This is a genomic window from Arthrobacter sp. SLBN-122, from assembly GCF_006715165.1.
In the GTDB taxonomy this organism is placed as follows: Bacteria; Actinomycetota; Actinomycetes; order Actinomycetales; family Micrococcaceae; genus Arthrobacter.
The window spans coordinates 2902194-2928703 of sequence record NZ_VFMS01000001.1 but is presented as its reverse complement, the minus strand read 5'-3'; the positions used below and the strand labels follow the sequence as shown (position 1 = coordinate 2928703).

Genomic DNA, 26510 nt, shown 5'->3' with positions numbered 1-26510 from the left:
ATGCAAACAGAAACCCGCACCATCCCCGGCACTGCGGTGCGTCTGCCCGTCCTCGGGTTCGGGGGCGCCCCCATCGGCAACCTGTACCGGCAAGTGCCGGAACAGGAGGCGGTCGAAGCCGTCGAAACAGCCTGGGAGGGTGGTGTCCGGTACTTCGACACAGCACCGCACTACGGGCTGGGACTTTCCGAACACCGTCTGGGAAAAGCCCTCGCTGGCCAGGACCGCAGCAGCTACGTGCTCAGCACCAAGGTGGGGCGCCTGCTGCGGCCCAATCCGTCCCCTAATGGAAAGGACAGCGAGGGGTTCGACGTTCCCGACAACCTGGCCCGGGTCCGCGACTACTCCCGGGACGGAGTGCTGCGCTCCATCGAGGAAAGCCTCCAGCGGCTCGGGACTGACCGGATCGACGTCGTCTACATTCATGACCCGGACGACTACTGGACCGAAGCCGTCAACGGCGCCGCACCCACTCTGTCCGCCCTCAGGGATGAGGGCGTCATCGGCGCGTGGGGCGCGGGCATGAACCAATCCGAAATGCTCGCCCGTTTCGTCACGGAAACAGACATCGATGTGATCATGCTGGCCGGCCGGTACACGCTGCTGGAACAGGGAGCAGCGCAGGAACTGCTGCCGGCGTGCCTTGAGCGGGAAGTGGGAGTGGTAAACGTCGGGGTCTTCAACTCCGGCCTGCTCTCCAAGGACCGTCCGGCCCGCGACGCCACCTACAACTATGCACCAGCCCCGCAGGAGCTTCTGGACCGCGCCAACCTGCTCGCGGACATCTGCGAATCACACGGAACCACACTCCCCGCGGCCGCCCTCCAGTACCCGTACCTACACCCCGCCGTGACAAGCGTGGTCCTGGGCATGCGAACGCCGGAACAGGTCAAGCAAAACCTCGATTTGGCATCGAAGGCCGTCCCGGACCAGCTCTGGGATGACCTGCGCCACCGCGGCCTCATCATCTAACTTCCGAAGGCCAACACCCCAATTCACGAAAGAAGAACCATGCAATTTGCACGCATCGGAGAACCGGGCAAGGAAATACCAGTCCTGCTGCACGAAAAGAAGTACTACTCCCTGGAACAGGTGGCGGCGGACATCGACGCCGGTTTCTGGGAGTCCGACGGGCCGGGGCGGGCAGCGGCGGCCCTTGCGGCGGGGGAACTGGCAGAGATTGACGTTGAGGGTGCCCGGATCGGCGCCCCGATCGCCAGGCCGTCATCGGTCATCTGCGTGGGCATGAACTACGCGGCACACGCCGCCGAGTCAGGGTCCGCTCCCCCATCAGTACCCATCATCTTCCACAAGGCCCCCAACACCGTGGCCGGCCCGTTCGATGCAGTGGCGATCCCCCGCGGTTCCACCAAGACGGACTGGGAGGTGGAGCTCGGCGTGGTCATTGGACGGCGGGCTTCCTACCTGGAATCCCCCGAACAGGCCCGCGACCACATCGCCGGCTATGCCACCGTCAACGACCTCTCCGAACGCACCTTCCAGCTGGAGGTATCCGGCGGCCAGTGGTCCAAAGGAAAGAGCTGCGCCGGGTTCTGCCCCACCGGCCCGTATCTGGTAACCCCGGACGAAGTGGAAGCCGGCGACCTGCAGCTGCGGAGCTGGGTCAACGGCGACATCCGCCAGGACTCCTCCACCCGCGACCTGATCTTTGGGGTGGACCAGGTGATCTACGACCTCAGCCAGTTCCTGGTCCTTGAGCCGGGAGACCTGATCTGCACCGGCACTCCGGAGGGCGTGGCCCTGTCCGGGCGCTTCCCCTACCTGAAGGCCGGGGACGTCGTCGAAATTGAAGTAGCCGGACTCGGCCGCCAGCGCCAGGAATTCTTCCAGGGCTAGCCAGCCCAACCACGAAAGGACCAAACAATGGAGTTTGCGGGACTTAAGGCAATCGTCACCGGAGGAGCCTCCGGAATAGGGGCCGCAACGGCCCAGCTGCTGCAGGAGCGCGGCGCCGCCGTCGCCGTTCTGGACCTCCGCCCCGAACAGGCGCCGGAAGGGCTCACGGCACTCCACTGCGACGTCTCCGACGACGCCTCGGTCCGGCAGGCTGTGGAAGAGGCTGCGGGGCAACTGGGCGGGATCGACATCCTGGCCAACAACGCCGGCGTGGGTGCGCAGGGCACCATTGAATCCAACGACGACGACGAGTGGCACCGGGTGTTCGATATCAATGTGCTGGGAATGGTCCGCGTCTCACGGGCCGCCCTGCCATACCTGCGGCAGTCGGCGCATGCTGCCATCGTCAACACCTGCTCCGTGGCGGCCACCGCAGGGATCCCGCAGCGGGCCCTTTATAGCGCCACCAAGGGCGCCGTGCTGTCACTCACCCTGGCCATGGCTGCCGACCACCTCCAGGAAGGGATCAGGGTCAACTGCGTAAACCCCGGCACCGCTGACACTCCGTGGATCGGCCGGCTGCTGTCCACGGCGGCAGACCCCCAAGCTGAGCGTGCCGCGCTCGAGGCCCGCCAGCCGCACGGCCGGCTGGTATGCCCGGAGGAGGTCGCTGCAGCCATCACCTACTTAGCCAGCCCGCTCGCCGGGTCAACTACGGGCGTGGACCTGGCTGTCGACGGCGGCATGCAGGCGCTCCGGCTCCGGCCCCGCTCCGTAGCCTCCTGACGCCGGGCCCAGAACGCGCAAGCGGTTCCGCGGCTGGGTAAGGTCGTCCCATGGACAGCGGCGCCCTGGTTAATATCGCTTTGGTTCTCGGTTTCGTGCTGCTGGGCGGGGTGTTCGCGGCGGCGGAGATGGCGCTGGTATCGCTGCGCGAGAGCCAGGTGCGCCGCATCGAGAGATCCGGGGACACCGGCGCCCGGACGGCCGCCCTTGCCCGCAACCCCAACCGCTTCCTCTCCACCGTGCAGATTGGCGTGACCCTGTCCGGTTTTTTCTCGGCAGCCTATGGCGCCTCGGCGATCGCGCCGGCCGTCGTGCCCCTCCTCGAAGCCATCGGGTTGGGCGCGGCGGCTGGGCCCGTGTCCGTCGTCGGCATGACCTTGCTGGTTGCTTATCTTTCCCTGGTTCTGGGCGAGCTCGCCCCCAAGAGACTTGCGCTGCAAAGGCCTGTTGCCTTCACCAGGATCCTGGCCCCGCCGCTGATTGCCCTCTCGGGTGCCATGCGGCCGGTCATTTGGCTCCTCTCCGTGTCGACAGACGCGGTGGTCAGGCTCTTTGGCGGCGACCCGCGCATCAAACGGGAAGGCATCAGTTCCGAGGAACTTTGGGACCTGGTGGCGGAGAACGAACTCCTCGAAGAGAACAGCCGCACCATCCTGGCCGATGTGTTCGGCGCCGGGGACCGGACGCTGCAGGAGGTGATGCGGCCGCGCACGGAGGTGACCTTCATCGACGGCGCGCTGACCATTGCCGAGGCCCGCAGGATGGTCCGGGACGGACCGTATTCGCGCTTCCCGGTCATCGGGCGGAGCCCTGACGACGTCCTGGGCTTCGTGCACATCCGCGACCTGATGCCCCGGGACGAAGCACAGGACCAGGCACCTGTAAGGGACATCGCGCGGGAGATCCTGCCGCTGCCCGGGACCAACCGCGTGCTCCCGTCGCTTTCCCGGATGCGCAAGACCAACCAGCACATCGCCCTGGTGGTGGATGAATACGGCGGCACCGATGGCGTCGTCACCCTCGAGGACCTGGTGGAGGAACTGGTGGGCGAGATCTACGACGAATACGACACCGGTGCCGAGCACGAGGACCGGGTCAATGTGGCCAACGGAACCATCGATGTGGACGGCGGCCTGATCCTGCAGGAGTTCAAGGCCGCCGCCGGTATCGCGCTCCCTGAGGGCCACTACGAAACGGTGGCGGGGTTCATGTTGGACCGCCTGGGCCGGCTGCCGAAGGCAGGTGACCGGGTGCAGATCCCCGGATACGTCCTGACCGTCCTCAGCATGGACCGGTTGCGGATCGCCCGGGTCAGGGTCACACCCGTTGCCGGCCCGCCCGGCTGAGGCTGAGGCGGACGACGGCGGCACCTGGCGGGTGGAGGCAGGGAACCTGCTGACCTGCGAACGCAGCCCCGGCTTCCTTGTGGCGCTTGCCATGGGCAGTGAACCGGTGAAGCTGCCGGCCGGCGTCGTCCTTTTCAGCGCATTTCCGCTGGAACACGACGGCTGGCTGCAGCCGGACAACGCTGTATGGATCCGGCGCTGACGCCGCGCGAGACAGGCCATTGCAGCTGAAGATCCGGCGGTAACCTACGCGCTGAGGCTCCGCTCGAGGAATGCGAGGGTACGCCGCCAGGAGTCTTCGGCGGCCTCAGCGTTGTAGGTGTACCTGTTGGTGTCATTGAAAAAGGCGTGGCCGGTTCCGGGATACACCGCCGCTTCGAAATCCACGCCGGCGGCCCGCATCCGATGCTTGAGCCCGGGCAGTTCCTCCATGAGCGCGCTGTCCTGCTCCCCATAGAAGGCCAGGACCGGGCAGTTGATGGCTCGCAGCTCGGCATCCTTGAACTCTGCGTGGCCGTAGAAGGGAACGGCGGCCCGGAGCCTGGGTTCGGCGACGGCCAGTGAAAAGGTGTAGGTGCCGCCCAGGCAGAAGCCCGTGGCGGCCACCCGCCCCGCCAGTCCCGGCACGCCTTCCAGATGGTCGAAACACACACGGAGGGCGGCCACGGCGTGCTTGGCGTACTCCGGCGAGCGCATCGGCGCCATGTGCTTCCGCAGGCGCGGCTGGGCATTGCTGCGTTGCTGGGGATCGAAGGCGGCCTCCTGCAGTTCCCCGCTGAGATCGGGCACGCCCCCGACCCCGGACAGCAGGTCCGTGGCTACTGCCACATAGCCTTCAGCTGCGAAACGGTCCGCCACATCCTTGGTGTGCCGGACCAGGCCCCACACTTCATGGACCACCACCAGCCCGCCCTTGGGAGTGCCGGCCGGTTCACTGACGTACGCCTGGACGGACGTTTCAGCGTTACCCAGAGCCATCATGTTTCCCATTCGGCCAGCATGGCACGCCCACCGCACGCTTTATAGGGGTTTCCCCGACGCTTCGCGGGGAGCACGCCTACACTTTCTGCGGCCGCCAGAACACAGAGATTCCGAATGTCACGGCACAGAGCACCAGCATGGCCAGGACCATCCGCATCCAGCTGTCCTGGTGCACCCCGCCGGACGCAAAAACACCGATCATCACAGTGGCGGTAATCGCGCCCACGTAGCGGCAGGTCTGGTAGATCCCGGCAGCCACCCCGCGGTCCTGGGGCCGCGTGGACACGAACATGCCCTGGTTGGAGGCGATGCTGACCGTGCCGTACGGGATGCCCATGAGGGCTGTCAGGACCACCACGAAAGGGATGGCCAGCGTGCCGGTTAGCAGCCACATGAGTGCCGCCACCACAGTCAAAAGGACGACGCCGGCAAGCAGCACCCGCCGGACGCCGAACCTTCCCATGGCGGAGACTGCCCACGGCGTGGCCACCACGGACATGCCCGCCAGGGGCAGCATCAGCAGGCCCACTACGCCGGGATCGTAGCCGCCGGCTTCCTGCAGCAGCTGCGGGAGGCCGAAGAAGACGAAGTAGTAGACGCTGCTGAACACCGCGAAGGCCAGGTACACCAGCATCAGCGGCCTGTTCCGGCCCAGCAGCCGCAGGTCCAGGAAGGGTTTGGCGAACCGCAGCTCCCGCCAGGCAAACAGTGCCCCGGTGACGGTCCCGCCGGCCAGCATCAACCAGCGGTAGTCCGGGGCCACGTTCAGGGCCGCCATCATGACCAGCAGGAGCGCACCGATGAACCCGGCGATGCCTGGGACGTCGGAGTCCCGCACCAGTTCCGCGACGCTGCCCCGTTCCCGGACCTTGTCCGGCGGCGCGGCCTTGCGCACGATCAGCAATGCCGCGAGCGCCAGCGGGACGTTGATCAGGAACAGCGACTCCCAGCCCACGAATCCCACCAGCAGGCCGCCGACCACCGGGCCCACGGCGGCTGCGGACGTGTTGGCCATCTGCAGCCGGCCCAGCGGCCGGGCCGAATCCACCTTGGCCTGATGCGCGAGGGCGCCCACCATCACCACGGCGCTGGGATATGCGGTGGCTGTTCCCAGCGCCATCACCGCCCGCGCCACGCAGAGCAGCGCGAAGTTCGGGGCCAGCGGAGCCAGGGCACAGGTGACGGCCACCAGCCCCATCCCCAGCATGAACATCCGCCGCGGCCCGAACCGGTCGGCCAGCCTGCCCATTACCGGCTGCCCGGCTGCGGAGGCAAGGTAGAAGGAGGTCACCACCCAGGTCACGGCGGCGACGTCGAGCCCGAAGTCGGCGCGCAGCACTACCAGGGCCACGGCGATCATGGAGGAGTTCAGCGGGTTCAGTGCCGTGCCCAGGCTGAGGCCGGCGACGGCCAGGGCAGTCCGGGGGTTGTTGCTCACGGTAACAGTCTGGCCTAAAGCTTCCGCCCGGGGCGACCTGGCGGGCTTCCTGCTTTGGTGTGGCGGGCGCTACTTGCCCGCCGGCACCACCGGGAACAGTGCGTCCTCCACGGCGCGGGTCAGGTCCCGGATCACTTGGGCCTGGCCGTCATCCGGCGCGCCGTCAGGGTTCTCCGTGTAGATGACCAGCGCGAACGTCGAGCCGCGGTAGCTCAGGAGTGCGGCGTCGTGCAGTTCCCCGGACACTTCCCCGTACTTGTGGTGAACGTCCACGCCGGATCTTGAGCCGGCCGGAATGAGGTCTTCGTTGTTCGTGTCCCGCATGTAGCTGAGCAGCTCCGTCGTGTTGTCCTTGTCCAGGAGCTCTCCCGCATAGAGCTTCTTCAGGATCAGGGCCATATCGGCCGCGGTCAGGAGATTTTGTTCAGGGTCATAAGTGACGCCGATGGAGTCCGCGTAGGCGATCAACTCCGGGTAGCCCACGGCGTCCATCAGCAGCAGCCAAGAGTCGTTGTTGCTGTCATTGACCATGGCCTTGAGCTGGAACGCGGCGTCGTAGTCACCCATCGCGTCATCCAGGCTCGCCTGCCCGTTTTCCACGAGGTGGTAGTAGGCGGCGGCGGTGAGGATCTTGGCCGTGCTGGCAGCCGTGAATGTGTCCCCGTCGCCGAACGTCCGTTCCGCGCCACCGGACACGTCCGCGAGCGCCAGCCCGATCCGGTACTCGTCCGCCTCACTGAGGATGTCGTCCACGCTGTCCTGCAACGACGGCGGAGCTGCCGCCACCGGTGACGCGGGGATGGCCGGCTGGGTGGGAACCACTGCGCCCGTGGGCGGCACGGACCGGACCACGGCCAGGGTAATGGTGCCGACAATGACCAGCACCACCACAAGGGCCAGAACCAGCAGCCGTCTATGGCCCCGTTTCCTGCTGGAAGACGGCCCGCCGGAGGACGGCGTGCCCGGCGGCGGCGAGGGAGCACCGCGGCCTGGCTTGGGCACCACGGGGTGCACGGACATACAAGGGCTCCTGTCCCGCCTCGGCAATCAAAACACCGTCAGCGCGGCAATGAACCTCGCTGACAGATGCTGATTAAATCACCGGACGTTGGGAGCTTCCTGAAGGCTGGCGGAGTGTTCCATACCCCTGTTTTAAGGTTCGCCTAGCCGCGGGTTCGGGCAGCCAGCGCTGCGTCCAGGAATTCCAGGTGGGCCGGTGCCACGGGCACTGCGCTGGCCGAATATTCGGGGTGTTTGGCCAGGAACTTCTTGATGAACGGGCACACCGGAATGATGCCGCTCCCGGCGGCCACCGTCCTGTTCAGCGCAGCCGTGGCCAGTACGCCGGCCAGGCCCTGCCCGCCGTATTCCTCGTTGATCACCGTGTGGTAGAAGATCCGCTGAGGCGACTCCCCGCCGTCGTACTCCTTGTACGCCGCCTTGCCAATGACGTTGCCGGCGTCGAGGATCTCGAAACGTTCGCGTCCCGGGTTGTGGCGGACGGTGATGTCATTCAAGGGAAACTCCTTCGTTTGCGGGTTTGTGCTGCCCGTGCAAAGCCTAACCCGGCCCGGGCAGCACTTATTTCCGCAAGCAAGGGGTCCTTGGTGGCATCCCCGCCCGCCGACCCGTCAGCTCAAGTAGCCGTTCGGGTTCAGGACGTACTTGGTGGCTGCGCCGGCGTCGAACTCCGCGTAGCCCTGGGGCGCCTCCTCCAAGGGGATGGCCTTGGCGTTGACGTTCTTGGCGATGCTGACCTTGTCATTGAGGATGGCCATCATCAGCTGCCGGTTGTACTTCATGACCGGACACTGGCCGGTGGTGAAGCTCAGCGACTTTGCCCAACCGGTACCAAGGCTCAGGCTCAACGATCCCTTCTGTGCCGCCTCGTCAATGCCGCCCGGGTCACCGGTCACGTACAGTCCGGGGATTCCCAGGGCACCGCCCGCCGCGGTGATGTCCATCAGGGTGTTCAGCACGGTTGCGGGTGCTTCCTGCGCGCCCTTGCCGTGGCCCCGCGCTTCGAAGCCCACCGCGTCAACGGCGCAGTCAACTTCGGGCACGCCAAGGATCTGCTCAATCTGGTCCTTCGGCTCGCCCTGGGTCAGGTCCACGGTTTCGCAGCCAAAACCGCGTGCACGCGCCAGGCGGTCTTCGTTCATGTCGCCGACAATCACGACGGCGGCACCCAGCAGATGTGCACTGGTCGCCGCTGCCAGGCCCACGGGACCTGCTCCGGCAATGTAGACGGTGGAGCCGACGCCCACGCCCGCGGTGGTGGCGCCGTGGAACCCGGTGGGGAAGATGTCGGAGAGCATGGCCAGGTCCATGATCTTCTCCATGGCCCGGTCCTTGTCCGGGAATTTCAGCAGGTTCCAGTCGGCGTACGGAACCAGGACGTAGTTGGCCTGGCCGCCAACCCAGCCGCCCATGTCCACGTAGCCGTAGGCGGCGCCGGGCCGGGCGGGATTGACATTCAGGCAAATGCCGGTCTTGCGCTCCTTGCAGTTCCGGCAGCGGCCGCAGGCGATATTAAACGGCACCGAGCAGAGGTCGCCCACCTTGATGAACTCGACGTCCCGGCCCACTTCCACCACTTCGCCGGTGATTTCGTGGCCCAGCACCAGGTTGGGCGGGGCCGTGGTGCGTCCGCGGACCATGTGCTGGTCCGAGCCGCAGATGTTGGTGGCCACCGTTTTGAGAATCACTCCATGGTTGACCGGGCGTCCCACATTCGCGGGGTTGACGCCTGGCCCGTCCTTGAGCTCAAACGTCGGATAGTCAATATCGATTACTTCCACCTTGCCGGCTTCTTTGTAGGCAACGGCTTTGTTCCCTGTCATCTATCGCTCCTGTAGTCAGGCGTCCGGTGGGACGGCCGTGATCTGGGTAGGTGAGACATCCCGCGTGGGAACAGTGCTGGCCCATGGGTCTTGGAGATTTAGCGCGGTCAGGTACCGGTTCCCGGGTGGGGATCCGCCCAGTCTAGGGAGGGGCCCTGACAGTGGTCTAGGGGTAGGAAGCCCCTTGTTTAGGGGAGCATTCCATAGGGGAAAGCGCTATTGTGGCCTGCGCTGCACAACCCGCGCCCGCTGTTCTGCCAAACGCACCCAGGCGCCCTATCCCCGCCTTATGGACAAATCCCCGTCGCATGCCGAGGGGAAAAGTCCACATGGCAGGGAGTTGCCAACGCAGGAGGTTGCGACGGCGGGGCAGGGCTGGCGTAGGGTGGTTCCTACGGCTGAAGCAAGCGGCCCCAGATTGCGTCTGTGCGGAGCCACTTTTCATGTCCGACGAACCAGCCCTTCGTGCCCTTGCTGAATCTCCCTTCTCGCTGCCCCACCTGCGGGACGGCCAACTAGCCGGTATGGCGGCCCTTTCGGACGGCCGCGATGTCCTGGCCGTCATGCCCACCGGATACGGCAAGTCCGCCATCTACCAAATCGCCGCCCTGCACCTGCACAGGACCACGGGACGTCCCGCCGTCGTTGTTTCACCGCTTATAGCCTTGCAGGAGGACCAGCTTGACGGGCTGGTCCAGGTCCTGGGGCCGGATGCGGCGGTGGCCATCAACTCCTCGCACAGCGACACCGACGTCGAGGCCTCATGGCAGGCCGTTGAGGACGGCAGGACCGTGTTTCTCTTCCTCGCGCCGGAGCAGCTGGCCAAGCAGGCCACCGTGGACCGGATCAAAGCCCTGGACATCTCGCTGTTCGTGGTGGACGAGGCCCATTGCGTTTCGTCCTGGGGCCACGACTTCCGCCCCGATTACCTGGCCCTGGGCAATGTCCGGGAGCAGCTGGGGAACCCGCCCGTGGCTGCCTTGACCGCCACTGCCTCCCCGCCGGTCAGGGACGAGATCGTGGAGCGGCTGGGCATGGAGGCCCCCCTGGTCCTGGTCCACGGCTTCGACCGGCCCAACATCAGCCTGGACGTGGTCCGGCACCACGAGGACAAGGGCAAGCGCAAGGCGGTGCTTGCCCAGGTGGCGGACCTGGCTGGGGAGGGGCAGTGCCTGCTCTATGCGGCCACCCGGAAGGACACGGAGAAGTACGCGGCCAAGCTGGAAAAGGAGGGGCTGCGCGCTGAGGCCTACCATGCAGGCCGTTCCGCCAAGGACCGGGAACACATCCACGAGCTGTTCCTGGCCGACAAACTGGACGTCGTGGTCGCCACCACCGCATTCGGCATGGGCATCGACAAGCCGAACGTCCGGTTTGTGGTGCATGCGGACATCCCGGAATCCCTGGACTCCTACTACCAGGAGATCGGACGGGCAGGCAGGGACGGCGAACCCGCATCCGCCGTGCTGCATTACCGCTCCGAGGACCTGGGGCTTCGGAAGTTCTTCAGCACCCACTCCCCCGACACGGATTCGCTGATGGCTGTGCTGAAGATCCTCAAGACCGCCAAGGCTCCCGCACCCAAGGCGTCGTTGGCAGAGCTGACCGGGTTACCCGCCCGCCGCATCACCGGACTCATCAACCAGTTGGAGGAAATTGGCGCCGTCACCACGGGCAAGCGCGGAATCCGGCTGACCTCCAAAGCCAAGCTGCCCACACTGGTGGGCGACGCCGTCGAACTCGCCGAGGCCCGGCAGCGCGTGGACCAGTCCCGGCTCACCATGATGCGCGCCTACGCGGAGACGGACGGCTGCCGGCGGCAGTTCCTGCTGGGTTACTCCGGCGAGGACCTGCCGGAGCCCTGCGGAAACTGTGACGGGTGCGCTGCTGCGGCCGCTGCAGGGGACGTGGAGCAGCCAGGCAAGGCGTCCGACGGCGGCGGGCCGGCTTCCGCCGCCGACGAACCATTCCCGCTGCAGTCCGCGGTGGTCCACAAGGAGTGGGGCCCCGGCCTGGTGATGCGGCACGAGGACGATGTCATCACGGTGCTCTTTGAACAGGAGGGGTACAAAACGCTGTCCCGGTCCGCCGTTGTGGAGAATGAACTCCTGAAGCCCGCTTAGGTACGCTGGAGGGACCCTCCGACGAAAGGCCCGCCGCGTGGAAGTACCTGCTTATGTCTGGACCCTGACCATCGCGGGAATCGTGGGGCTGCTGGCCTTCGATTTCTTCTTCCACGTCCGGAAGGCCCACACCCCTTCCCTGAAGGAATCCGCCACCTGGTCCGCCATCTACGTGGGCATTGCGGTGCTGTTCGGGCTGGCGGTACTGCTGTTCGGCGGACCCGAGATGGGCACCGAATACTTCGCAGGCTACGTGACGGAGAAGGCGTTGTCGGTGGACAACCTCTTCGTCTTCCTCATCATCATGGCCAGCTTCAAAGTGCCCCGCGCGGACCAGCAAAAGGTGCTGCTGTTCGGCATCGTCTTCTCGCTGATCGCCCGCACGGCGTTCATCTTCCTGGGCGCGGCACTGATCAACAGTTTCGCCTGGGTGTTCTACATCTTCGGGCTCATCCTGCTGGTCACCGCGGGCAACCTGCTCAAGCCGGACAACCACGACGACGACTCTGAAGGCCTGGTGGTCCGGCTCGCCAAGAAGTTCCTGCCGGCGTCGGAACACTACGACGGCGACAAGCTCTTCACGGTGGAGAACGGCAAACGGGTCCTGACCCCAATGCTGCTGGTGATGGTGGCCATCGGCGGCACGGACATCCTGTTCGCCCTGGACTCCATCCCGGCGATCTTCGGCCTCACCCAGAACGTGTTCATCGTGTTCACCGCCACCGCGTTCTCGTTGATGGGCCTGCGCCAGCTGTTCTTCCTGATCGACGGCCTGCTGGACCGGCTGATCTTCCTCTCCTACGGTTTGGCGGTCATCCTGGGCTTCATCGGCGTGAAGCTCATCCTGCACGCCCTGCACGAGAACACCCTTCCCTTCATCAATGACGGCAAGCACGTCAACGTGGTGGAGGTCAGCACCGGCGTCTCGCTGGGCGTCATCCTGGGTGTCCTGGTGATGACAATCCTGGCGTCCATCTTCAGTCCCAAAGGCAAAGCCAAGAACGCCGTGTCCGGGGCGCGGCGCCACGCCACCGAATACCTGGACCTCAACTACGAAACGGACATGGCCGAACGCGACAAGATCTTCGCGCGGATGTGCCGCGAAGAGGCCCAGATCCGCAAACTTCCCGAGAAGTACAAGCGGCTGGTCCGCAACGAAACCGAGTTCATGGAGCTGCTGCGCAACGCCCATGCCGAACACGACAAGGCCCAGGTCCGGGCTGCTGCCGCCGAGGGCTGACCGGCTGGCCCGCCTGTTTGTCAGTCCCTCTTGCTAGGTTTGATTAAAGGCCAGGGGAATCGTCTCCGGGCCTGCAAACAGTTGGGGAGGCCCCGTGTTTCTGCTGGACGCTGCCGTTGGTCATGACGGATCCGCTGCGCCGCCGGACCTGGTCTTCTCAGCCAGCGACCTTGTTGCTGCATCCGAGTGTGAATACCGCACGCTCCGCATCCTGGACGAAAAGCTGGGACGCGCTCCCAAGGCAGAGTTCCCCGCTGATGAGATGCAGAGGCGTGCCGGTGAGCTGGGCGATCGGCACGAGCAGACCGTGCTCGCAAGCCTGGTGGCCAAGTACGGCGAATGGGATGCCAGCCGCGGGTCGGGCGTCTACTCGCTGGAGCGCGGCGACAACCTGCGTGGCGAGCTGCAGGCCAAACACGCAGAGACCGAACTCGCCCTAAGATCCGGAGCGGACGTCGTATTCCAGGCCACCTTCTTCGACGGCGAATTCCTGGGCTACGCCGATTTCCTGGTCAACGAGGCCGCGGGTACCGGGAGTCCGGGCCGTTACGAGGTTTGGGACACCAAGCTCGCCCGGCACGCAAAGGTAGGCGCATTACTGCAGCTTGCGGCCTACGGCGACCAGCTCCTCGGGATGGGGCTGGATCCCTCGCCCGTCGTCACGCTGGTGCTCGGCACCCGCCTCGGCGACGACTGGCTGCGGAGCAGCCATTCCCTGCCGGACCTGCTGCCCGTCTTCCGCGAGCGACGGCGGCGCTTCCGCCAACTCACAGCCGGCCACAGGGCCGCTGACGTCCCTGTGCAGTGGCAGCAGGACGGCATCGTGCATTGCGGGCGCTGCGACTATTGTGCGGAGCAGGTGCAGCTCCACCGGGACCTGCTGATGGTTGCGGGCATGTCCGTGGTCCAGCGGCGGAAACTCCATGACGCAAACATCACCACCATCGATGAACTCGCGGCCATGCCGGCCGGCGAGGCCAGGAACTCAGTGGTCCGGCTCCGGGCGCAGGCACGGATGCAGCTGGGCCTGGAGCAGCCGGCCGGCTCGCGGACGTTTACCAAGGATGGCCTGCCGCACACGGTCTCCTACACGGTCCTGCCTGACCACACCATCGGATCGTTGCCTGCACCCAGTGCCGGGGACATCTTCTTCGACTTCGAGGGCGATCCGCTGTGGCAGGAACCCGCCACAGGCGCCTGGGGCATTGAATACCTCTTCGGCGTGGTCGAGGCGCCGGTTGCGGGAACGGAAAGCGAGCCGGTGTTCCGCCCATTCTGGGCACACTCCCGTTCCGGGGAACGCCGCGCCTTCCTGGACTTCCTGGACTACGTGGAGAAGCGGCGTGCCCGGTATCCGGACATGCACGTGTACCACTACGCCCCATACGAAAAGACGGCGCTGCGGAATCTCTCCCTCGTGCACCAGGCCGGCGAGGACACGGTTGATGACTGGCTCCGACAGGGGCTGCTGGTGGACCTGTACGCAACGGTGCGGCATTCCCTCCGGATCTCGGAAGCGTCGTACTCCATCAAGAAGCTGGAACCGCTGTACATGGGAGACAACCTCCGCTCCGGTGACGTCAAGGATGCTGGTGCTTCCGTGGTGGCCTATGCCTCCTACTGCGCCGCACGCGACGAGGGGCGTCAGGACGAAGCCGACAGGATCCTTAACTCGATTTCCGACTACAACCAGTACGACTGCCTCTCCACCCTGCGGCTGCGGGACTGGTTGCTCCAGTTGGGAGCCGGTGGCAGGCAGGGTGGCGGAGCCGAGGCTGCAGATCCCCGTGATGCTGCTCCGCAGCCAGCCCACGTTCCGGCTCCGGCAGCAACCGACTCGGATGATGCAAACCCTGCCGAGGAGACGCCGGAGGAAAGCAGGCTCCGCGGGTATCTTGCCGGCCTGCCGGACGACCGCCCCTGGACTGATGACGAGCGCGCCATCGCCATGGTGGCGGCCGCCACCGGATACCACCGGCGTGAGCGCAAGCAGTTCTGGTGGCAGCACTTCGACCGGGTCGAGGCACCGCTGGACAACTGGTCCGACCAGCGGAACGTGTTCGTTGTGTCGTCAGCGGAAGTGGTGTCCGATTGGGCGTTGGCCAAGCCCCGGGAACGGATGCAAACCCGCGTCCTGAGGCTGCGGGGCACCATGACAGAGGGCTCCGATTTCCGGGCTGACTCCAGCTGGTGCCGGCTGTACGACGCCCCGGGACCTGATGGCATGACCGCTCCGGAGGCTGCGCCCGGGACACGGGCCTATTCTTTCGGTACCAGGATCAGTGACCTGGAGGCGGCGCCGGACGGCCCTGAGCACTTCGTCACGATTGCGGAGCGGGAGTCCGGAAAGGTCCGTGCCTACCCGCACCTGCCGGTGGCACTCACGGAGGACCAGCCTCTGGGGACTGCCAGCATTGAAGCGGCCATCGCGGAAATAGCCTGCGCGGTTGGTTCCTCCGTGCCGTCCCTCCCGGCGCAGCCTGGCCTGGACATCCTGCGCAAGCTGCCGCCGCGGTTCCGCTCGCTGCCAGGGCCGGCAGAGGTCCAGCATGGGGACGATGGCGCCGCCGACTACGCCGGAGCCATTACCCAGTCCTTGCGGGATTTGGACCATTCCTACCTCGCCGTCCAAGGTCCGCCGGGGACGGGCAAGACCTACGTGGGGGCCCACGTCATTGGCAGGCTGGTGGCTGAGGGCTGGAAGATCGGCGTGGTGGCCCAGTCCCACAACGTGGTGGAAAACCTGCTTTGCCGGGCCATCGAGACCGGCGGAGTGGACCCGGAGGTGGTGGGCAAGAAACTGGCCGCTCCTCATCCGGTTCCCTGGAGCCTCACTTCCGAAGGCGACGTGTCCCGCCTGCTGGCATCACCCGGCGGATGCCTGGTGGGCGGCACAGCGTGGACCATGACCGGCAAGGAAGTCCCCGCCGGGTCCCTTGATCTCCTGGTCATTGACGAGGCGGGCCAGTTCTGCCTGGCCAACACCCTTGCGGTCAGCCGTGCCAGCGGCCGGCTGCTCCTGCTGGGTGACCCCCAGCAGCTCCCGCAGGTCACCCAGGGCGCGCACCCGGAACCGGTGGATGAGTCCGCCCTCGGCTGGCTCGCGGCCGGACACGCTACCCTGCCCGCGAACCTGGGCTACTTCCTGGCCGATACCTGGCGGATGCATCCGGAGCTGTGCCGGGCGGTGTCGAACCTCAGCTACGAAGGAAAGCTGAAGTCAGCTCCTGCCGCGTCCCTCCGTGAACTGGAGGTCCTTCCCCCCGGGGTGGAGACAGTCTTCGTCAACCACAGCGGCAACACCACCGCATCGAAGGAAGAAGCCGGGGAAGTGGTTCACCAGGTCCGCCGCCACCTGGGCTTGAAATGGACCTGTGGTCCGGACAGCGACGCCCACCCCCTGGAGCAACAGGACCTGCTGGTGGTGGCCGCCTATAATGCCCAGGTCCACCTGATCCGCACGTACCTGGCAGAGGCAGGACTGTCCGATGTCCGAGTGGGCACCGTGGACAAATTCCAAGGCCAGGAAGCGGCGGTGGTGCTGGTTTCCATGGCATGTTCGGCGGTATCAGAGGCTCCCCGCGGTGCGGAGTTCCTGCTGAACCGGAACCGCATCAACGTGGCGGTATCCCGAGGCCAGTGGCGGGCCGTCATCATCCGCTCCCCCGAACTCACAAGCTACATGCCACACAAGCCTGCCGCCTTGGAGGAATTGGGGGCCTTTATCGGATTGAGTCCGCGGGAATAGAGGGGAAATAAGCCTCAGGACGGCCGGCAGAGTTTCAGTGCGCCCGGAAGCCGCGGAATGTCCCTGAGGCCTCGGACATCGAGGCTTCCACGTCGTCCACGCGGCCCGGTGTGCGGCCGGAGTTGAGCCACTCCAGAAGTTGGCGCACCTTCGGCTCCGGCCCCTCGGCGACGACCGAAACCGAACCGTCGTCGAGGTTCCTCACCTCGCCCGACAATCCAAGTTCCTCAGCCTGGCCCACTGTCCAGAAGCGGAAGCCCACAGCCTGCACCATCCCGGACACGCGGGCGTCCAGCCGCACCGCTTCCTGACCCGGCTCATCGCGCGCAGGGCGTTCATGCCTGCCCATAATGCTCCTCCCGCACCTGACGCCCCCCTCCCAACTGGGTAGCAGCAAGTGTCGCTTTGAGCCTCCAAAACGACATTTACTGCTACCCAGTTGGGCGGGAGGGCAATCCGTTAGTTGATGGTGATGTCGCGGGTGGCGTGGTTGTAGCGGATGGTCACAGTGCCGCCGCCGTGGTGGAGTTCGTGGTTGGGGCCATCGAACACGCCGAAAGCGCCGTAGTTCTCCGTCCAGGACCGGTTCAGGGCGATCTTGAAGGTGTAGAAGCCGGCGGGAAGCTCAGCACTCTTCTTCCACAGCTGGTCCAGGAAGTCGAACTCCATCTGCGCTTCGTCGTACTGCGGTGCCCAGTTCTCGGGCGCACCCAGGATGGTGTTGAAGTCACCGGCCACGGCCACAGCTTCGGGCTGCGGAAGGGTTTCGACGTCGGGGCCTTCGAACGGCTCGGTGGCGCCGGAGGTTTCGGCGGCAGCCGCAGCGGGCGCCGCTTCAGTCTTGTCCTTGGCCGAGGCCTTGCCCTTGCGGACCGCCTTCACCACAGGCTCGACGGCGTCTTCGATAGCCTTGGCTGCCTTGCCCACAGCCGACGCTGCCTTCTTCGCAGGCGCCTTCTTGGCGGTCTTCTTCGGAGCCTCCTCCTTGGCCGGAACCTGCAGCGTTGCCGCGGCGGCGGAAACCGGGCGGACAAAACCTTCGGGAGCCGTGGGAACGGGAGTGTCGGCAGGAACGGGCGTGCCGGCGTCGAGCGCTGCTGCGAAGGAATCAGCATCAGGGAAAGCAACTGTGGCGCGCATGCCGTCCTCGGTGATGGTCCAGCCGGACCGGCCCTTGACCAGCCAGCCTGCCTTGACAAGCTTGGCAGTGGCCGAGGTGAGGGTCTTGTGCCCGCGCGGGATGCCGCCGCTGAGGAGTTCGGACTCGTGCTCGTTGAACGGCACGCGGGCCGTTGCTTCCGCCAGGACCTGGCCTGCGTTCAGTGCATCGCCGGACCACACGCCTTCGGTCAGGACATCCAGCACGGTCTTGAGTCGAAGGTAGGTGTTTTCTGCGGTGGACTTGGCCATGATTCCCCTTATATAAAAGCGATCGGTCTTAGGCATCTTGCCAACAGCCCATTAAATCGCGCGACTTTAATTGGTTAACTCTGCGTGTCGTGACCGACTATGAAGCGGATAGCGCCGCAAGTGAGGCGGAGGTCTCGGGTAAGGGCCGTCTGCATAACCCTCAAGCGCTGACATGGGTGCTGCCTTGCACTCCCCAGACACGCCTGCGGCACTTAGTTTACCGGGCCGAAAGCCCGGCTGTTGCCCCCGACACAGCGGCGGTCAGTCGGACACTTCCCTGCCGTTCAATTCCGCCAGCAGTTCCGCCTTCCGCTCCTCGGATGCGAAGGAGGAATGGATGGAGTTCGCTGCCAGGCGGGCCTTGTCGAAATCGGAGAGGTCAAACACCGACGTCAGCTGCGCGAAGTTGTCGTCCACATAACCGCCAAAGTAGGCAGGATCGTCCGAGTTGACCGAAACATTCAGCCCCGCAGCCAGCATCGCCGGCAACGGGTGGTCGGCCAGGGTGTCCACCGCGCGGAGCCGGACGTTGGAGAGGGGGCAGACCGTCAGGGGAATGCGGGCGTCCACGAGGCGCTCCACAAGGTCGGGATCGTCCATGCAGCGGATTCCATGGTCAATCCGCTCCACGCCCAGAAGGTCCAGGGCTTCGATGATGTACGACGCCGGGCCCTCCTCCCCCGCGTGCGCCGTCAACCGCAGGCCTGCTTCACGCGCCGTCGCATACAGCCGCTCGAACTTGGATGGAGGATTCCCCACTTCGGCCGAGTCCAGGCCAATGGCACCGATGGGTGCTTCCATGGCCAGCAGCCGGTCCAGTACTTCCAGGGCCGAGTCTTCCGGCAGATCGCGCAGGAAGGCCGCAATCAGGAGGGTGGAGATGCCGTACTCCTCCTCCGACGTTGCCAGCACCGAAGCGACACCGTTGACGCACGCTTCCAGGGGAATGCCGCGGGAGAGGTGCGCCTGCGGGTCCATCATGATTTCCGCGTGCCGGACCCCGGCGGCAGCAGCCCGCTCCAGGTATGCCCGAGTCATGTCAGCGAAGTCCTGCTCGGTCCGCAGCACCGCCATATTGGCGTAGTAGAGGTCCAGGAAGGACTGCAGGTCCGTGAACTCATACTTATCGCGGAGTTCGTCCAGTCCCGAGTACGGCAGCTCAATGCCGTTGCGTTCGGCCAAGGTGAAGATGAGCTCGGGCTGCAGCGTGCCTTCGATGTGCAGGTGCAGTTCTGCCACAGGGAGGGGCATGGCAGGGGCTACGGGTTCCGCTGGGTCCGTTTCGGTTTCGGGCATGATGCTGCCGCCGGCAAAGTTGTCCATCCGGTCAGAATAGTGCCCCTCCCGGTTTCGCGCCTTCCCGGCATTTCAGGGCCTTAGCAGCGCTTGGCCCGGCGGATGCCAGGACCACAATCCGACACACCCGCTGGAATCTCGATTTGATAACGCCCCCGCGATGTCCTAGCGTGAAATGTATGCCCGTTCAGCGGGCTCTTTGATTGCCCGGTGCTGCCTCCACCAGAACTGCCCAGCGGCAGCCACCGACAGTGACCTCTATTCGTCAGAGGCGGGCAGTGGCGCGACGATCTCCGGGGACGGAACCAGCGCTGGTGGCCTTCAGGAGCATCACCATCATGAAAAACACCAAATTCCGTACTGCCGCACGCCGCGGAGTCACCCTGGCCGCCGTCTCCGCGGCAGGTTTGGCACTTTCAGCCACGGCGGCCAACGCAGCCACCCCCACATCCACCTGGGACGCACTCGCGCAGTGCGAGAGCGGCGGCAACTGGTCGATCAACACCGGCAACGGCTTCTCCGGCGGCCTGCAGTTCACCCCCAGCACCTGGGCCGCCTACGGCGGAACCGGTTCGCCGGAGAACGCCAGCCGTGAACAGCAGATCGCGGTGGCCGAGCGGGTGCAGGCCTCCCAGGGCTGGGGCGCCTGGCCGTCCTGCTCCTCACAGCTCGGCCTGAGCGGTGGCGGCGGCGCTCCAGTCCAGAGTGCGCCAGTCCAGGCCGCCCCGGTCCAGGCTGCTCCGGTGCAAAGCGTCCAGGTTCAGAGCGCACCTGTCCAAAGCGCTCCGGTCCAGCAGGCACCGCGGCACGCAACGTCCGTTGCCCTGAGCGGTGAGACCTACACCCTGCAGGCCGGGGACACCTTGAGCATTGTTGCCCAGAAGCTGGGCATCCAGGGCGGCTGGCAGCACCTTGCCGACGCCAACCTGGACACCATCACGGACCCGAACCTCGTGTTCGAGGGACAGGTCATCCAGCTTCCCGCGTAACAGCCTCGGCAGCATCACCGGCGGCCCTGGCCGCCCCGCCTCTTTGAAGGCAACACAGACAGGTCGGCGATAGACAAATTCCGTTGACCAAAAACGACGCCGGCACACCCCCACAAGGGATGTGCCGGCGTCGTTCTTTAATGCTCAGCCCGCCGCCGCAGCAGCAGTGAAGAGGCGCTCAGCTGGCCGGCAGTTCCCGGACGATCCGCACCTTCCAGGCGGAGTCGTCGCTGGTATCCAGCAGGGCAACCGTGCCGTGCGCCAGGTTCAGGGCGACCCGTTTGACGGCGAGCAACTCCAGGTAGAGGTGTTCGTTCATGCGGGTGGGGGTGTCGATCATGTACTTCACGGCGTCGCGCATCTTGCGGTAGTTGGCGCTGCGTTCGCGGTGCATGTGCAGTTCCAGGGCAGAACGCTGCTTGAGACGCGGCTCGTGCCGGTTGAGCAGCGTCACCGCCGCGTGGACCGCAACAACAAGGGTGAGCGAAACTCCATAGATCCACCAGCCACTGGACAGCAGGAACAGCGGCAGGTTGCCGATGGCCACGAGCGCAATAACCACTCGAAGCGCGGCAATCCGCCGGACCGTCCTGGCGACGGCGGCCATGCCGTCGCGGAACCGGTGCTGGTCCTTGCGCGCGGCGGCGGGATCGATGGTGAACTCGTCGAGGACCAGGATTCCCTGGGCTTCCGGGCCCAGCAACTGCCCGTAACGGGGCAGGGCGGTGCGGGCGTGGGTGACGGCTTTGTCAGGTGTAGATGTCATGAGAGAGCTTCCGAAACGCGGTTGGGGTTGCGGTGATCTTAGTGGTTCAACCTGGACGCCGTATGCATGTGTCCACTATTTGGACAGAACGCACCCAATGCTGTGGCAGCCGGCACAGCAATTGGCACTTCCGCCGGGGACCGTCAGACTGAATGAATGCAAACCTTCCTCCCTTACCCCGACTTCCGCCAAAGCGCCAAAGCCCTTGACACCGCACGGCTGGGTAAGCAGCGGGTCGAAGCACTGCAAACGCTCCGGGCGCTGGTGATTCCGGACTACGGCTGGCAGAGCCACCCCGCGATCCGCATGTGGATGGGCCACGTGCCGGCCCTCACCATGTATGGACTGGCCATGGCGGACGAGTGGATCGAGCGTGGACACCCTGACAACACCCGCGCCAACATCGCCGAGTTCGCACCCCAGGCGGCCCATCCGGACTACGCGGACAGGATCATCCTGCCGCCATGGCTCGGGGACCCCGACTTCCACCTGAGCCACCGTTCCAAGCTGGTGCACAAGGAACCGAAGTTCTACGCCTCCCTCTTCCCCGACGCCGTTCCGGAGATGGACTACGTCTGGCCCGAGCCCCGGCACGAATTCCTGCCGCAGGAGCCGGAAGGAGACATTCTGTGGATCCTCAGGGACCCGCATGACGACGTCGACCCGCAGCGGCTCAGCACAGTGGCGCTTCCGCCGGTGAACAGGAGCGCTGCTGCCGCGGCCGCCATGTCCGCCGGAGATGACGACTACTCCCCCGTCTATGTGGACGACGGCTCACGCCGGCCGTCCCGGGCGCCGAAGAAGGCGCCGCCCAAGCCGCAGCAGAAGAAGCCCACCCGCAAGCGCCAGGCGCAGGAGGAGGCCTTCCGGACCCTCCCGGGGAAGACGCCGGTTGCGGTTCCGTTCGAGAACGGGGCCAGGTTCGCGGTGGGGCAGGTGGTGGGGCGTCCCATTACCCTCGACGACGGCCGGTTCGGCAGGAACTTCGAGGTCACGGAGATCATCGACCGTTCCGCATTCGCCTACCCCGCACTCTTGCAGGACCCCCGTGTCTTCTTCCCGGTGGAGGCACCGTAGGCCATGACGATTCTTATGGCGGGGTGCGGGGACCTGGGCACGGAGGCGGGGCTCAGGTTCGCCGGGTTGGGGCATCGGGTGGTGGGATGGCGCCGGTCCCCCGCAAAACTGCCGGCAGCGATCGAAGGTGCCGCGGCGGACTTGGGCTCGCCTGACCTGCCGCCGGTCCCTGCGGACACCACCGCCGTCGTCATTGCCGTCGCTGCCGATTCCCCCTCCGAGGAGGCATACCGCGCAGCGTATGTACGCGGAGTGGAAAACGTCCTGGACGCGCTTGAGCGTGACGGCGTGCGGCCCGACCGGGTCATCTTTGTTTCCTCGACGGCCATCTACGGCAACGCAGATGGGGGCTGGGTGGATGAATCGACGCAGCCGGATCCGGGCGGCTTCTCGGGCAGGGTGCTGGTGGAAGCCGAGGACTTGCTCCATGCCAGGCTTGCAGGAACGGGCACCGCCGCCACCGCACTCAGGCTTGGCGGAATTTACGGGCCGGGCCGGACGCGGTTGATCGATCAGGTGAAAACAGGCACTGCAGTCGTCCCTGAAGACGTGCGCTACACCAACCGGATCCATCGTGACGATGCCGCGGCGGCCATCGTGCACCTCGCCACAATGGCAGATTCACCCGCGCCTGCTTATGTCGGAGTGGACAATGAGCCCGCCGATCTGGGATCCGTATTGCGCTTCCTTGCCGCCGACCTTGGCCTGCCGAAACCCCCTGTGGGTGATGCTGGCCCCGCACGCGGAGGCAACAAACGCTGCCGCAACGACCTGCTGCGAAGCACGGGGTTTACCTTCACGTTTCCCACGTTCAGGGAAGGGTACAAGGACGTCATGGCGGGGAACGGCATCCGCCATCCATAACGGGTGCCGCCGTCCAAATGGTCACAGCCAGGTTGGCGGCGGGACGCCTGGCCCGAGGTAAGGCGGGGCATGGATTTTCGGCAGGTCATTGAGACGGTTGGGCAACTGGTCGACTTCGCTGGAGTAGCAGTGATGGTGATTGGAGCTGTGGTTTCCCTCCCGTTGGCCATCCGTGGACATCAGCCGCGGCAGCTCCCACAAGGCGCCGAAAAGTTAAGCTTCTACCGGTCCTACCGGCAGTTGCTGGGCCGGTCCATCCTGCTGGGCCTCGAACTGCTCGTCGCCGCCGACATTATCCGCACCGTTGCCGTCACGCCCACGTTCACCAGCGTGGGGGTGCTGGCCGTCATCGTGCTCATCAGGACGTTCCTCAGCTTCTCCCTGGAACTTGAAATCACGGGACGCTGGCCTTGGCAAAAGGAGGCCGCCCCGGCCCGTTCCGGTGCCACCGTTCCAGGGGGATAAGCGCGGCTGTCCGGGTTTTCCACATAGGGGTTCTGGGGTCTCTTCTTTGTCGGTGGTGGCTGGCAGAGTTGGGTTATGGAGGCCATCGGGGAAGATCTTGGGCAGGCGGACGACGCCGGCAGTTGGCTGCCGCGCCCGGCCCACCTTCAGGCAGTCCCCCGGCAGGTTGCAGTCACCGGCGAGGAGCCCGCACGGCCATCCCATGGTCTCCCGGCTGCCGCGGCACCTGTTGGACGGGACGTGGCACCTGTTGCACGTAATTTGTTGGACGGACTGGGTGCGCGGCTTGCGGCCGCTGCCCTGGCCGCCCCCGACGTGCTGGCCGCCGCCTCCTATGTCGAGGCCGCCGACTTCGCCGACGCGGTTGAAGAGCTGGTCCGCACCGCGGAATACCTGCAGATCCTCTCGGCCGGCGCCGTGGACCGGACCCGCACCCAGGCCATCAACGACACCGCCACGGCCAAGACCCGCGGCAGCCGGGCCCGGGGCTGGATCACCGGATGGGACGCCAACGGTGCCGAAACCCTGAAGACCGGCCCAACAGCTGTGCGCGAAACCGACGCCGAGTGGCCCGGATCGCCCTCCCGGCCCGGGCCAGCCGCTGCACCCGGCCGCCTCGCGGCGTCTCCGGCCGACGACGGCTGCCGGAACACCGCAGAGTTCCTCCGCCTCCGCCTGCGGATCCCCATCCGCGAAGCCCGCCGCCGCCTCACCCTCGCCCGGCAGGTCCTCCCCGGCACCACCCTCACCGGCGAACCACTCCCACCAGCCCGCCCACACCTCGCCGCCGCCCTCACCCCGGGCCCGCGATCGGACGCCAACCCCCAGGCACCGGCGGCGTCCTCGCACGCCGCGACCCTCATCACCGCCACCCTGGACCGGCTCCAGCACCACACCAACCCGGACACCCTGGACCGGATCGAACACCACCTCACCCACGCCGCCACCACCACCGACCCCGACTTCCTCACCCGCCTGGCCCAACGCTGGACCGACACCATCGACGCCGACGGCACCGAACCCACCGAAGAAGCCCTCCGCCACACCCAAGGCGCCTTCATCCGCAAACCCCGCCACGGCCTGCACCACGTCGAAATCTTCGCCACCACCGACCAATACGAACACCTCCTCACCGTCATGAACACCGCCACCAACCCCCGCACCACCACCCCCGACACCAGCACCGGAAACGGCAGCACCGCAGGCACAGGCACGGGCACCGGGGACAGCCCAACGGCGAACACCGCAACCGAACACACCGCCCAGATTGACCTGGACCGGCGCACCCGCGCCCAAAAACAACTCGACGGCATCATCACCGCCGCCAAAACCGCCCTCGCCACCAACACCCTGCCCACCACCGGCGGCAACCGCCCCCAGATCATCGCCACCATCCACTACCAGGACCTCTTCCCCGAAACCCTCAGCACCTCTGGAAGAACAGAATCAACAACAGGGGTACAGCTAGAAACCCGGCCGGGAACAGGGACAGGCACTTTCATGTTCACCGGCCCCGTCGCCGCGGCCACCCTGCGCAAAATCGCCTGCGACGCCGACATCATCCCCGCACTCCTGGGCACCGGCGGCGAAATCCTCGACCTCGGCCGCAAAACCCGCCTCTTCACCCCAGCCCAACGAACCGCCCTCACCGCCCGCGACCAAGGCTGCGCCTTCCCCAACTGCACCATCCCCGCACCCTGGTGCGAAGCCCACCACATCACCTACTGGTCACACCGCGGACCCACCACCACCGGAAACGGCGTCCTGCTCTGCAGCCACCACCACCACCTCATCCACAAAGAACAATGGAAAATCACCACCACCAACGGCACACACCCATCTTCATACCCCCACCCCACATCGACCCCACCCAAACACCACAACAAAACCACTACTTCAAACCACCCCCACCACCCGCAAACCCCCAGGGAAGCGGATGAACGATGCGACGAAGAGGACTCCAGAGCGCCACATGTCCCTCCGGCAGGGACATGTGGCCGCGTCGAAGGAGTAAGTACCGCTCAGCCGCCGTTGGCGGCGGCAATGCCCGTTAAGCTTGGTGGGCCGAGCGAAGGAGCAGACGGACCTTGACTGAACATTTGAATGCGGCAGCAGCGTGGCCGCGGCCGCCGGAACTTCCCGCGCCGGTGTTCTCCGACCAGCGGTGGCTTGACGCCGTTTTCCTCCACTGGCGCATCCCGGTGGAAGAGGCAGCGGCTTTCATGCCTGACGGGGTACGGCCGGATGTGTTTGACGGCAGTTCATGGGTGGGACTGATCGGCTTTCGCATGGAGCAGGCCGGAATTGGACGAGGCCCGGGCATTCCCTATTTGGGAAGCTTCAACGAGGTCAACGTGCGGCTTTACTCACGGGAACCAAACGGCACCCGCGGCGTGGTGTTCCTGAGCCTGGATGCGGACCGGCTGCCGGTCGTTCTGGCTACGCGGGCGGTGGAAATTCCCTACGTATGGTCGCGCATTCGGCAATGGCCGCCCTTTCCCGGCGGTAGCGGCCGGCAGCATGAGAACGGCGGGGCGGAGGCTGCTTCCATCACGGACGAATTCCCTGTGGGCTATTCCGTGCGTCGGTTTGGTTCCACAGCAGCACGAAGCGACTTCACGGTAGTTCCCAGGCTTCGTACGGCCGCAAGTGATCCCCTATCCGTCTTTCTGACTGCCAGGTTCGGCATGCACGGCCGCTTCTTTGGCAGGAGCGCCTACATACCAAACAGCCATCAGGCATGGCCGCTCTTCGGTGCGGAGGTCCACGAGCTCAAGGACGGGTTGATCAAGGCGGCAGGCATCACCGTTAGCGGTTCGCCGGAGTCTGTCCTCTTTTCGCCGGGAGTACGCACGCGATTCGGGCGGCCACGCCTGATCAGCGGCACTGCCTGAACGCCAAAATCCAGGCTGAACGCCTGAGGCTAGACGTCCTGCCAGCCGCGGCCTTCACTGAAAGTGCTCACCAGCGTGCCCACACCCGCCTGCAGCGAGTTCGACGGGTCAAAGTACAGGGATGCTTCCGAGGCGCGGCTGTGGGTAATCAGCTGCTCAGCCTCAAGCTTGGCCTCCGGAACGGTGGCCCCAATAATTCCGGTGCGGGCCGGGAGGTCGGGAGTGTGCACCACGTCGGCGCCTGTCTGGGTCAGCGGGACCGTGGTGCCTGAGTTGATCTCGTCATGCGGGAACTCGAATTCGGTATCACCGGGGGCAGTAGGAACGGTGTATTCCAGGAAGTAGGTCATACTCCACCCTTGCAGAAAATCGGCCGCTGCCAAAGGA

Annotated in this window: 24 protein-coding genes; 14 read left to right on the top strand and 10 right to left on the bottom strand. The window is 65.7% G+C overall.

Going from position 1 to position 26510, the window contains the following annotated elements:
* The 5 genes from FBY36_RS13635 to FBY36_RS13615 are packed head-to-tail and all read left to right on the top strand — an operon-like array spanning window position 1 to window position 4191.
* Window positions 1-972, top strand: coding sequence for an aldo/keto reductase (locus FBY36_RS13635; protein WP_142120194.1), 972 nt, complete (start codon window positions 1-3; stop codon window positions 970-972).
* Between the two features lie 39 nt (window positions 973-1011).
* The gene (locus tag FBY36_RS13630; protein WP_142120192.1) at window positions 1012-1857 is read left to right on the top strand and encodes a fumarylacetoacetate hydrolase family protein; all 846 of its coding nucleotides are present in this window, start codon (window positions 1012-1014) and stop codon (window positions 1855-1857) included.
* A 27-nt stretch (window positions 1858-1884) separates the two neighbouring features.
* Window positions 1885-2643 carry an SDR family NAD(P)-dependent oxidoreductase gene (locus FBY36_RS13625; RefSeq protein WP_142120190.1) on the top strand — a complete coding sequence of 253 codons (759 nt, stop codon included), beginning with the start codon at window positions 1885-1887 and terminating at the stop codon, window positions 2641-2643.
* 50 nt (window positions 2644-2693) lie between these two features.
* The gene (locus tag FBY36_RS13620; protein WP_142120188.1) at window positions 2694-3989 is read left to right on the top strand and encodes a hemolysin family protein; all 1296 of its coding nucleotides are present in this window, start codon (window positions 2694-2696) and stop codon (window positions 3987-3989) included.
* Window positions 3970-4191, top strand: a complete 222-nt coding sequence (locus FBY36_RS13615; protein ID WP_200830496.1) for a hypothetical protein — start codon at window positions 3970-3972, stop codon at window positions 4189-4191. The genes FBY36_RS13620 and FBY36_RS13615 overlap by 20 nt, the downstream gene beginning before the upstream one ends.
* Window positions 4192-4235: 44 nt before the next feature.
* Here the strand turns inward: FBY36_RS13615 and FBY36_RS13610 are convergent, their stop codons facing one another.
* From FBY36_RS13610 to fdhA, 5 genes are all read right to left on the bottom strand, one after another.
* The gene (locus FBY36_RS13610; protein WP_235008828.1) at window positions 4236-4970 is read right to left on the bottom strand and encodes a dienelactone hydrolase family protein; all 735 of its coding nucleotides are present in this window, start codon (window positions 4968-4970) and stop codon (window positions 4236-4238) included.
* Between the two features lie 76 nt (window positions 4971-5046).
* Window positions 5047-6408 (bottom strand): MFS transporter, encoded by a 1362-nt coding sequence (locus FBY36_RS13605; protein ID WP_142120184.1) that lies wholly within the window; start codon window positions 6406-6408, stop codon window positions 5047-5049.
* A gap of 69 nt (window positions 6409-6477) precedes the next feature.
* Window positions 6478-7428 carry a serine hydrolase gene (locus FBY36_RS13600; protein WP_142120182.1) on the bottom strand — a complete coding sequence of 317 codons (951 nt, stop codon included), beginning with the start codon at window positions 7426-7428 and terminating at the stop codon, window positions 6478-6480.
* Window positions 7429-7571: 143 nt separating this feature from the next.
* Window positions 7572-7925: a GNAT family N-acetyltransferase gene (locus FBY36_RS13595; RefSeq protein ID WP_142120180.1), complete on the bottom strand. Its 354-nt coding sequence runs from the start codon at window positions 7923-7925 to the stop codon at window positions 7572-7574.
* 114 nt (window positions 7926-8039) lie between these two features.
* A complete protein-coding gene (fdhA, locus tag FBY36_RS13590) occupies window positions 8040-9251 on the bottom strand; it encodes a formaldehyde dehydrogenase, glutathione-independent (protein WP_142120178.1) in 1212 nt (403 codons plus the stop codon).
* Between the two features lie 443 nt (window positions 9252-9694).
* On the opposite strand from fdhA, the gene FBY36_RS13585 reads away from it, so the two are divergent.
* The 3 genes from FBY36_RS13585 to FBY36_RS13575 all read left to right on the top strand — a co-directional run bounded on the left by FBY36_RS13585 (window position 9695) and on the right by FBY36_RS13575 (window position 16362).
* Window positions 9695-11374 carry a RecQ family ATP-dependent DNA helicase gene (locus FBY36_RS13585; protein ID WP_142120176.1) on the top strand — a complete coding sequence of 560 codons (1680 nt, stop codon included), beginning with the start codon at window positions 9695-9697 and terminating at the stop codon, window positions 11372-11374.
* A gap of 37 nt (window positions 11375-11411) precedes the next feature.
* Complete coding sequence (locus FBY36_RS13580; RefSeq protein WP_142120174.1) at window positions 11412-12614, top strand: TerC family protein; 1203 nt, start codon at window positions 11412-11414, stop codon at window positions 12612-12614.
* Window positions 12615-12708: 94 nt separating this feature from the next.
* The gene (locus FBY36_RS13575; protein ID WP_142120172.1) at window positions 12709-16362 is read left to right on the top strand and encodes a TM0106 family RecB-like putative nuclease; all 3654 of its coding nucleotides are present in this window, start codon (window positions 12709-12711) and stop codon (window positions 16360-16362) included.
* A gap of 34 nt (window positions 16363-16396) precedes the next feature.
* Here the strand turns inward: FBY36_RS13575 and FBY36_RS13570 are convergent, their stop codons facing one another.
* The 3 genes from FBY36_RS13570 to FBY36_RS13560 all read right to left on the bottom strand — a co-directional run bounded on the left by FBY36_RS13570 (window position 16397) and on the right by FBY36_RS13560 (window position 19095).
* Window positions 16397-16711, bottom strand: coding sequence for an acylphosphatase (locus tag FBY36_RS13570; RefSeq protein WP_142120170.1), 315 nt, complete (start codon window positions 16709-16711; stop codon window positions 16397-16399).
* A 110-nt stretch (window positions 16712-16821) separates the two neighbouring features.
* Window positions 16822-17772 carry a pullulanase X25 domain-containing protein gene (locus FBY36_RS13565; protein ID WP_142120168.1) on the bottom strand — a complete coding sequence of 317 codons (951 nt, stop codon included), beginning with the start codon at window positions 17770-17772 and terminating at the stop codon, window positions 16822-16824.
* A gap of 261 nt (window positions 17773-18033) precedes the next feature.
* Window positions 18034-19095 (bottom strand): adenosine deaminase, encoded by a 1062-nt coding sequence (locus FBY36_RS13560; RefSeq protein ID WP_200830495.1) that lies wholly within the window; start codon window positions 19093-19095, stop codon window positions 18034-18036.
* Between the two features lie 311 nt (window positions 19096-19406).
* Between FBY36_RS13560 and FBY36_RS13555 the strand changes: the two genes are divergently transcribed.
* Window positions 19407-20057, top strand: a complete 651-nt coding sequence (locus tag FBY36_RS13555; RefSeq protein WP_142120166.1) for a LysM peptidoglycan-binding domain-containing protein — start codon at window positions 19407-19409, stop codon at window positions 20055-20057.
* 178 nt (window positions 20058-20235) lie between these two features.
* Here FBY36_RS13555 and FBY36_RS13550 read toward each other — a convergent pair whose 3' ends face one another.
* Complete coding sequence (locus FBY36_RS13550; RefSeq protein WP_142120164.1) at window positions 20236-20823, bottom strand: hypothetical protein; 588 nt, start codon at window positions 20821-20823, stop codon at window positions 20236-20238.
* A gap of 156 nt (window positions 20824-20979) precedes the next feature.
* On the opposite strand from FBY36_RS13550, the gene FBY36_RS13545 reads away from it, so the two are divergent.
* From FBY36_RS13545 to FBY36_RS13525, 5 genes are all read left to right on the top strand, one after another.
* Entirely contained in the window at window positions 20980-21900 is a 921-nt protein-coding gene (locus tag FBY36_RS13545; protein ID WP_142120162.1) for an MSMEG_6728 family protein, read from the top strand.
* Window positions 21901-21903: 3 nt separating this feature from the next.
* The gene (locus tag FBY36_RS13540; RefSeq protein WP_142120160.1) at window positions 21904-22764 is read left to right on the top strand and encodes an SDR family oxidoreductase; all 861 of its coding nucleotides are present in this window, start codon (window positions 21904-21906) and stop codon (window positions 22762-22764) included.
* Between the two features lie 69 nt (window positions 22765-22833).
* Window positions 22834-23229, top strand: a complete 396-nt coding sequence (locus tag FBY36_RS13535; RefSeq protein WP_142120158.1) for a DUF1622 domain-containing protein — start codon at window positions 22834-22836, stop codon at window positions 23227-23229.
* Window positions 23230-23304: 75 nt separating this feature from the next.
* A complete protein-coding gene (locus FBY36_RS13530) occupies window positions 23305-25320 on the top strand; it encodes an HNH endonuclease signature motif containing protein (protein WP_235008827.1) in 2016 nt (671 codons plus the stop codon).
* A 56-nt stretch (window positions 25321-25376) separates the two neighbouring features.
* Window positions 25377-26123: a YqjF family protein gene (locus FBY36_RS13525; RefSeq protein WP_235008826.1), complete on the top strand. Its 747-nt coding sequence runs from the start codon at window positions 25377-25379 to the stop codon at window positions 26121-26123.
* Window positions 26124-26152: 29 nt separating this feature from the next.
* Here the strand turns inward: FBY36_RS13525 and FBY36_RS13520 are convergent, their stop codons facing one another.
* A complete protein-coding gene (locus FBY36_RS13520) occupies window positions 26153-26473 on the bottom strand; it encodes a hypothetical protein (protein WP_142120153.1) in 321 nt (106 codons plus the stop codon).
* Between the last annotated feature and the right edge of the window lie 37 nt (window positions 26474-26510).

What these genes read in the sequence shown, in the direction of transcription:
- fdhA (WP_142120178.1), bottom strand. Translation starts at nt 9,251, where the DNA reads ATGACAGGGAACAAAGCCGTTGCCTACAAAGAAGCCGGCAAGGTGGAA.
- FBY36_RS13520 (WP_142120153.1), bottom strand. Translation starts at nt 26,473, where the DNA reads ATGACCTACTTCCTGGAATACACCGTTCCTACTGCCCCCGGTGATACC.
- FBY36_RS13635 (WP_142120194.1), top strand. Translation starts at nt 1, where the DNA reads ATGCAAACAGAAACCCGCACCATCCCCGGCACTGCGGTGCGTCTGCCC.
- FBY36_RS13625 (WP_142120190.1), top strand. Translation starts at nt 1,885, where the DNA reads ATGGAGTTTGCGGGACTTAAGGCAATCGTCACCGGAGGAGCCTCCGGA.
- FBY36_RS13540 (WP_142120160.1), top strand. Translation starts at nt 21,904, where the DNA reads ATGACGATTCTTATGGCGGGGTGCGGGGACCTGGGCACGGAGGCGGGG.
- FBY36_RS13600 (WP_142120182.1), bottom strand. Translation starts at nt 7,428, where the DNA reads ATGTCCGTGCACCCCGTGGTGCCCAAGCCAGGCCGCGGTGCTCCCTCG.
- FBY36_RS13570 (WP_142120170.1), bottom strand. Translation starts at nt 16,711, where the DNA reads ATGGGCAGGCATGAACGCCCTGCGCGCGATGAGCCGGGTCAGGAAGCG.
- FBY36_RS13620 (WP_142120188.1), top strand. Translation starts at nt 2,694, where the DNA reads ATGGACAGCGGCGCCCTGGTTAATATCGCTTTGGTTCTCGGTTTCGTG.
- FBY36_RS13530 (WP_235008827.1), top strand. Translation starts at nt 23,305, where the DNA reads ATGGAGGCCATCGGGGAAGATCTTGGGCAGGCGGACGACGCCGGCAGT.
- FBY36_RS13630 (WP_142120192.1), top strand. Translation starts at nt 1,012, where the DNA reads ATGCAATTTGCACGCATCGGAGAACCGGGCAAGGAAATACCAGTCCTG.
- FBY36_RS13560 (WP_200830495.1), bottom strand. Translation starts at nt 19,095, where the DNA reads ATGGACAACTTTGCCGGCGGCAGCATCATGCCCGAAACCGAAACGGAC.
- FBY36_RS13585 (WP_142120176.1), top strand. Translation starts at nt 9,695, where the DNA reads ATGTCCGACGAACCAGCCCTTCGTGCCCTTGCTGAATCTCCCTTCTCG.
- FBY36_RS13550 (WP_142120164.1), bottom strand. Translation starts at nt 20,823, where the DNA reads ATGACATCTACACCTGACAAAGCCGTCACCCACGCCCGCACCGCCCTG.
- FBY36_RS13545 (WP_142120162.1), top strand. Translation starts at nt 20,980, where the DNA reads ATGCAAACCTTCCTCCCTTACCCCGACTTCCGCCAAAGCGCCAAAGCC.
- FBY36_RS13555 (WP_142120166.1), top strand. Translation starts at nt 19,407, where the DNA reads ATGAAAAACACCAAATTCCGTACTGCCGCACGCCGCGGAGTCACCCTG.
- FBY36_RS13535 (WP_142120158.1), top strand. Translation starts at nt 22,834, where the DNA reads ATGGATTTTCGGCAGGTCATTGAGACGGTTGGGCAACTGGTCGACTTC.
- FBY36_RS13565 (WP_142120168.1), bottom strand. Translation starts at nt 17,772, where the DNA reads ATGGCCAAGTCCACCGCAGAAAACACCTACCTTCGACTCAAGACCGTG.
- FBY36_RS13610 (WP_235008828.1), bottom strand. Translation starts at nt 4,970, where the DNA reads ATGATGGCTCTGGGTAACGCTGAAACGTCCGTCCAGGCGTACGTCAGT.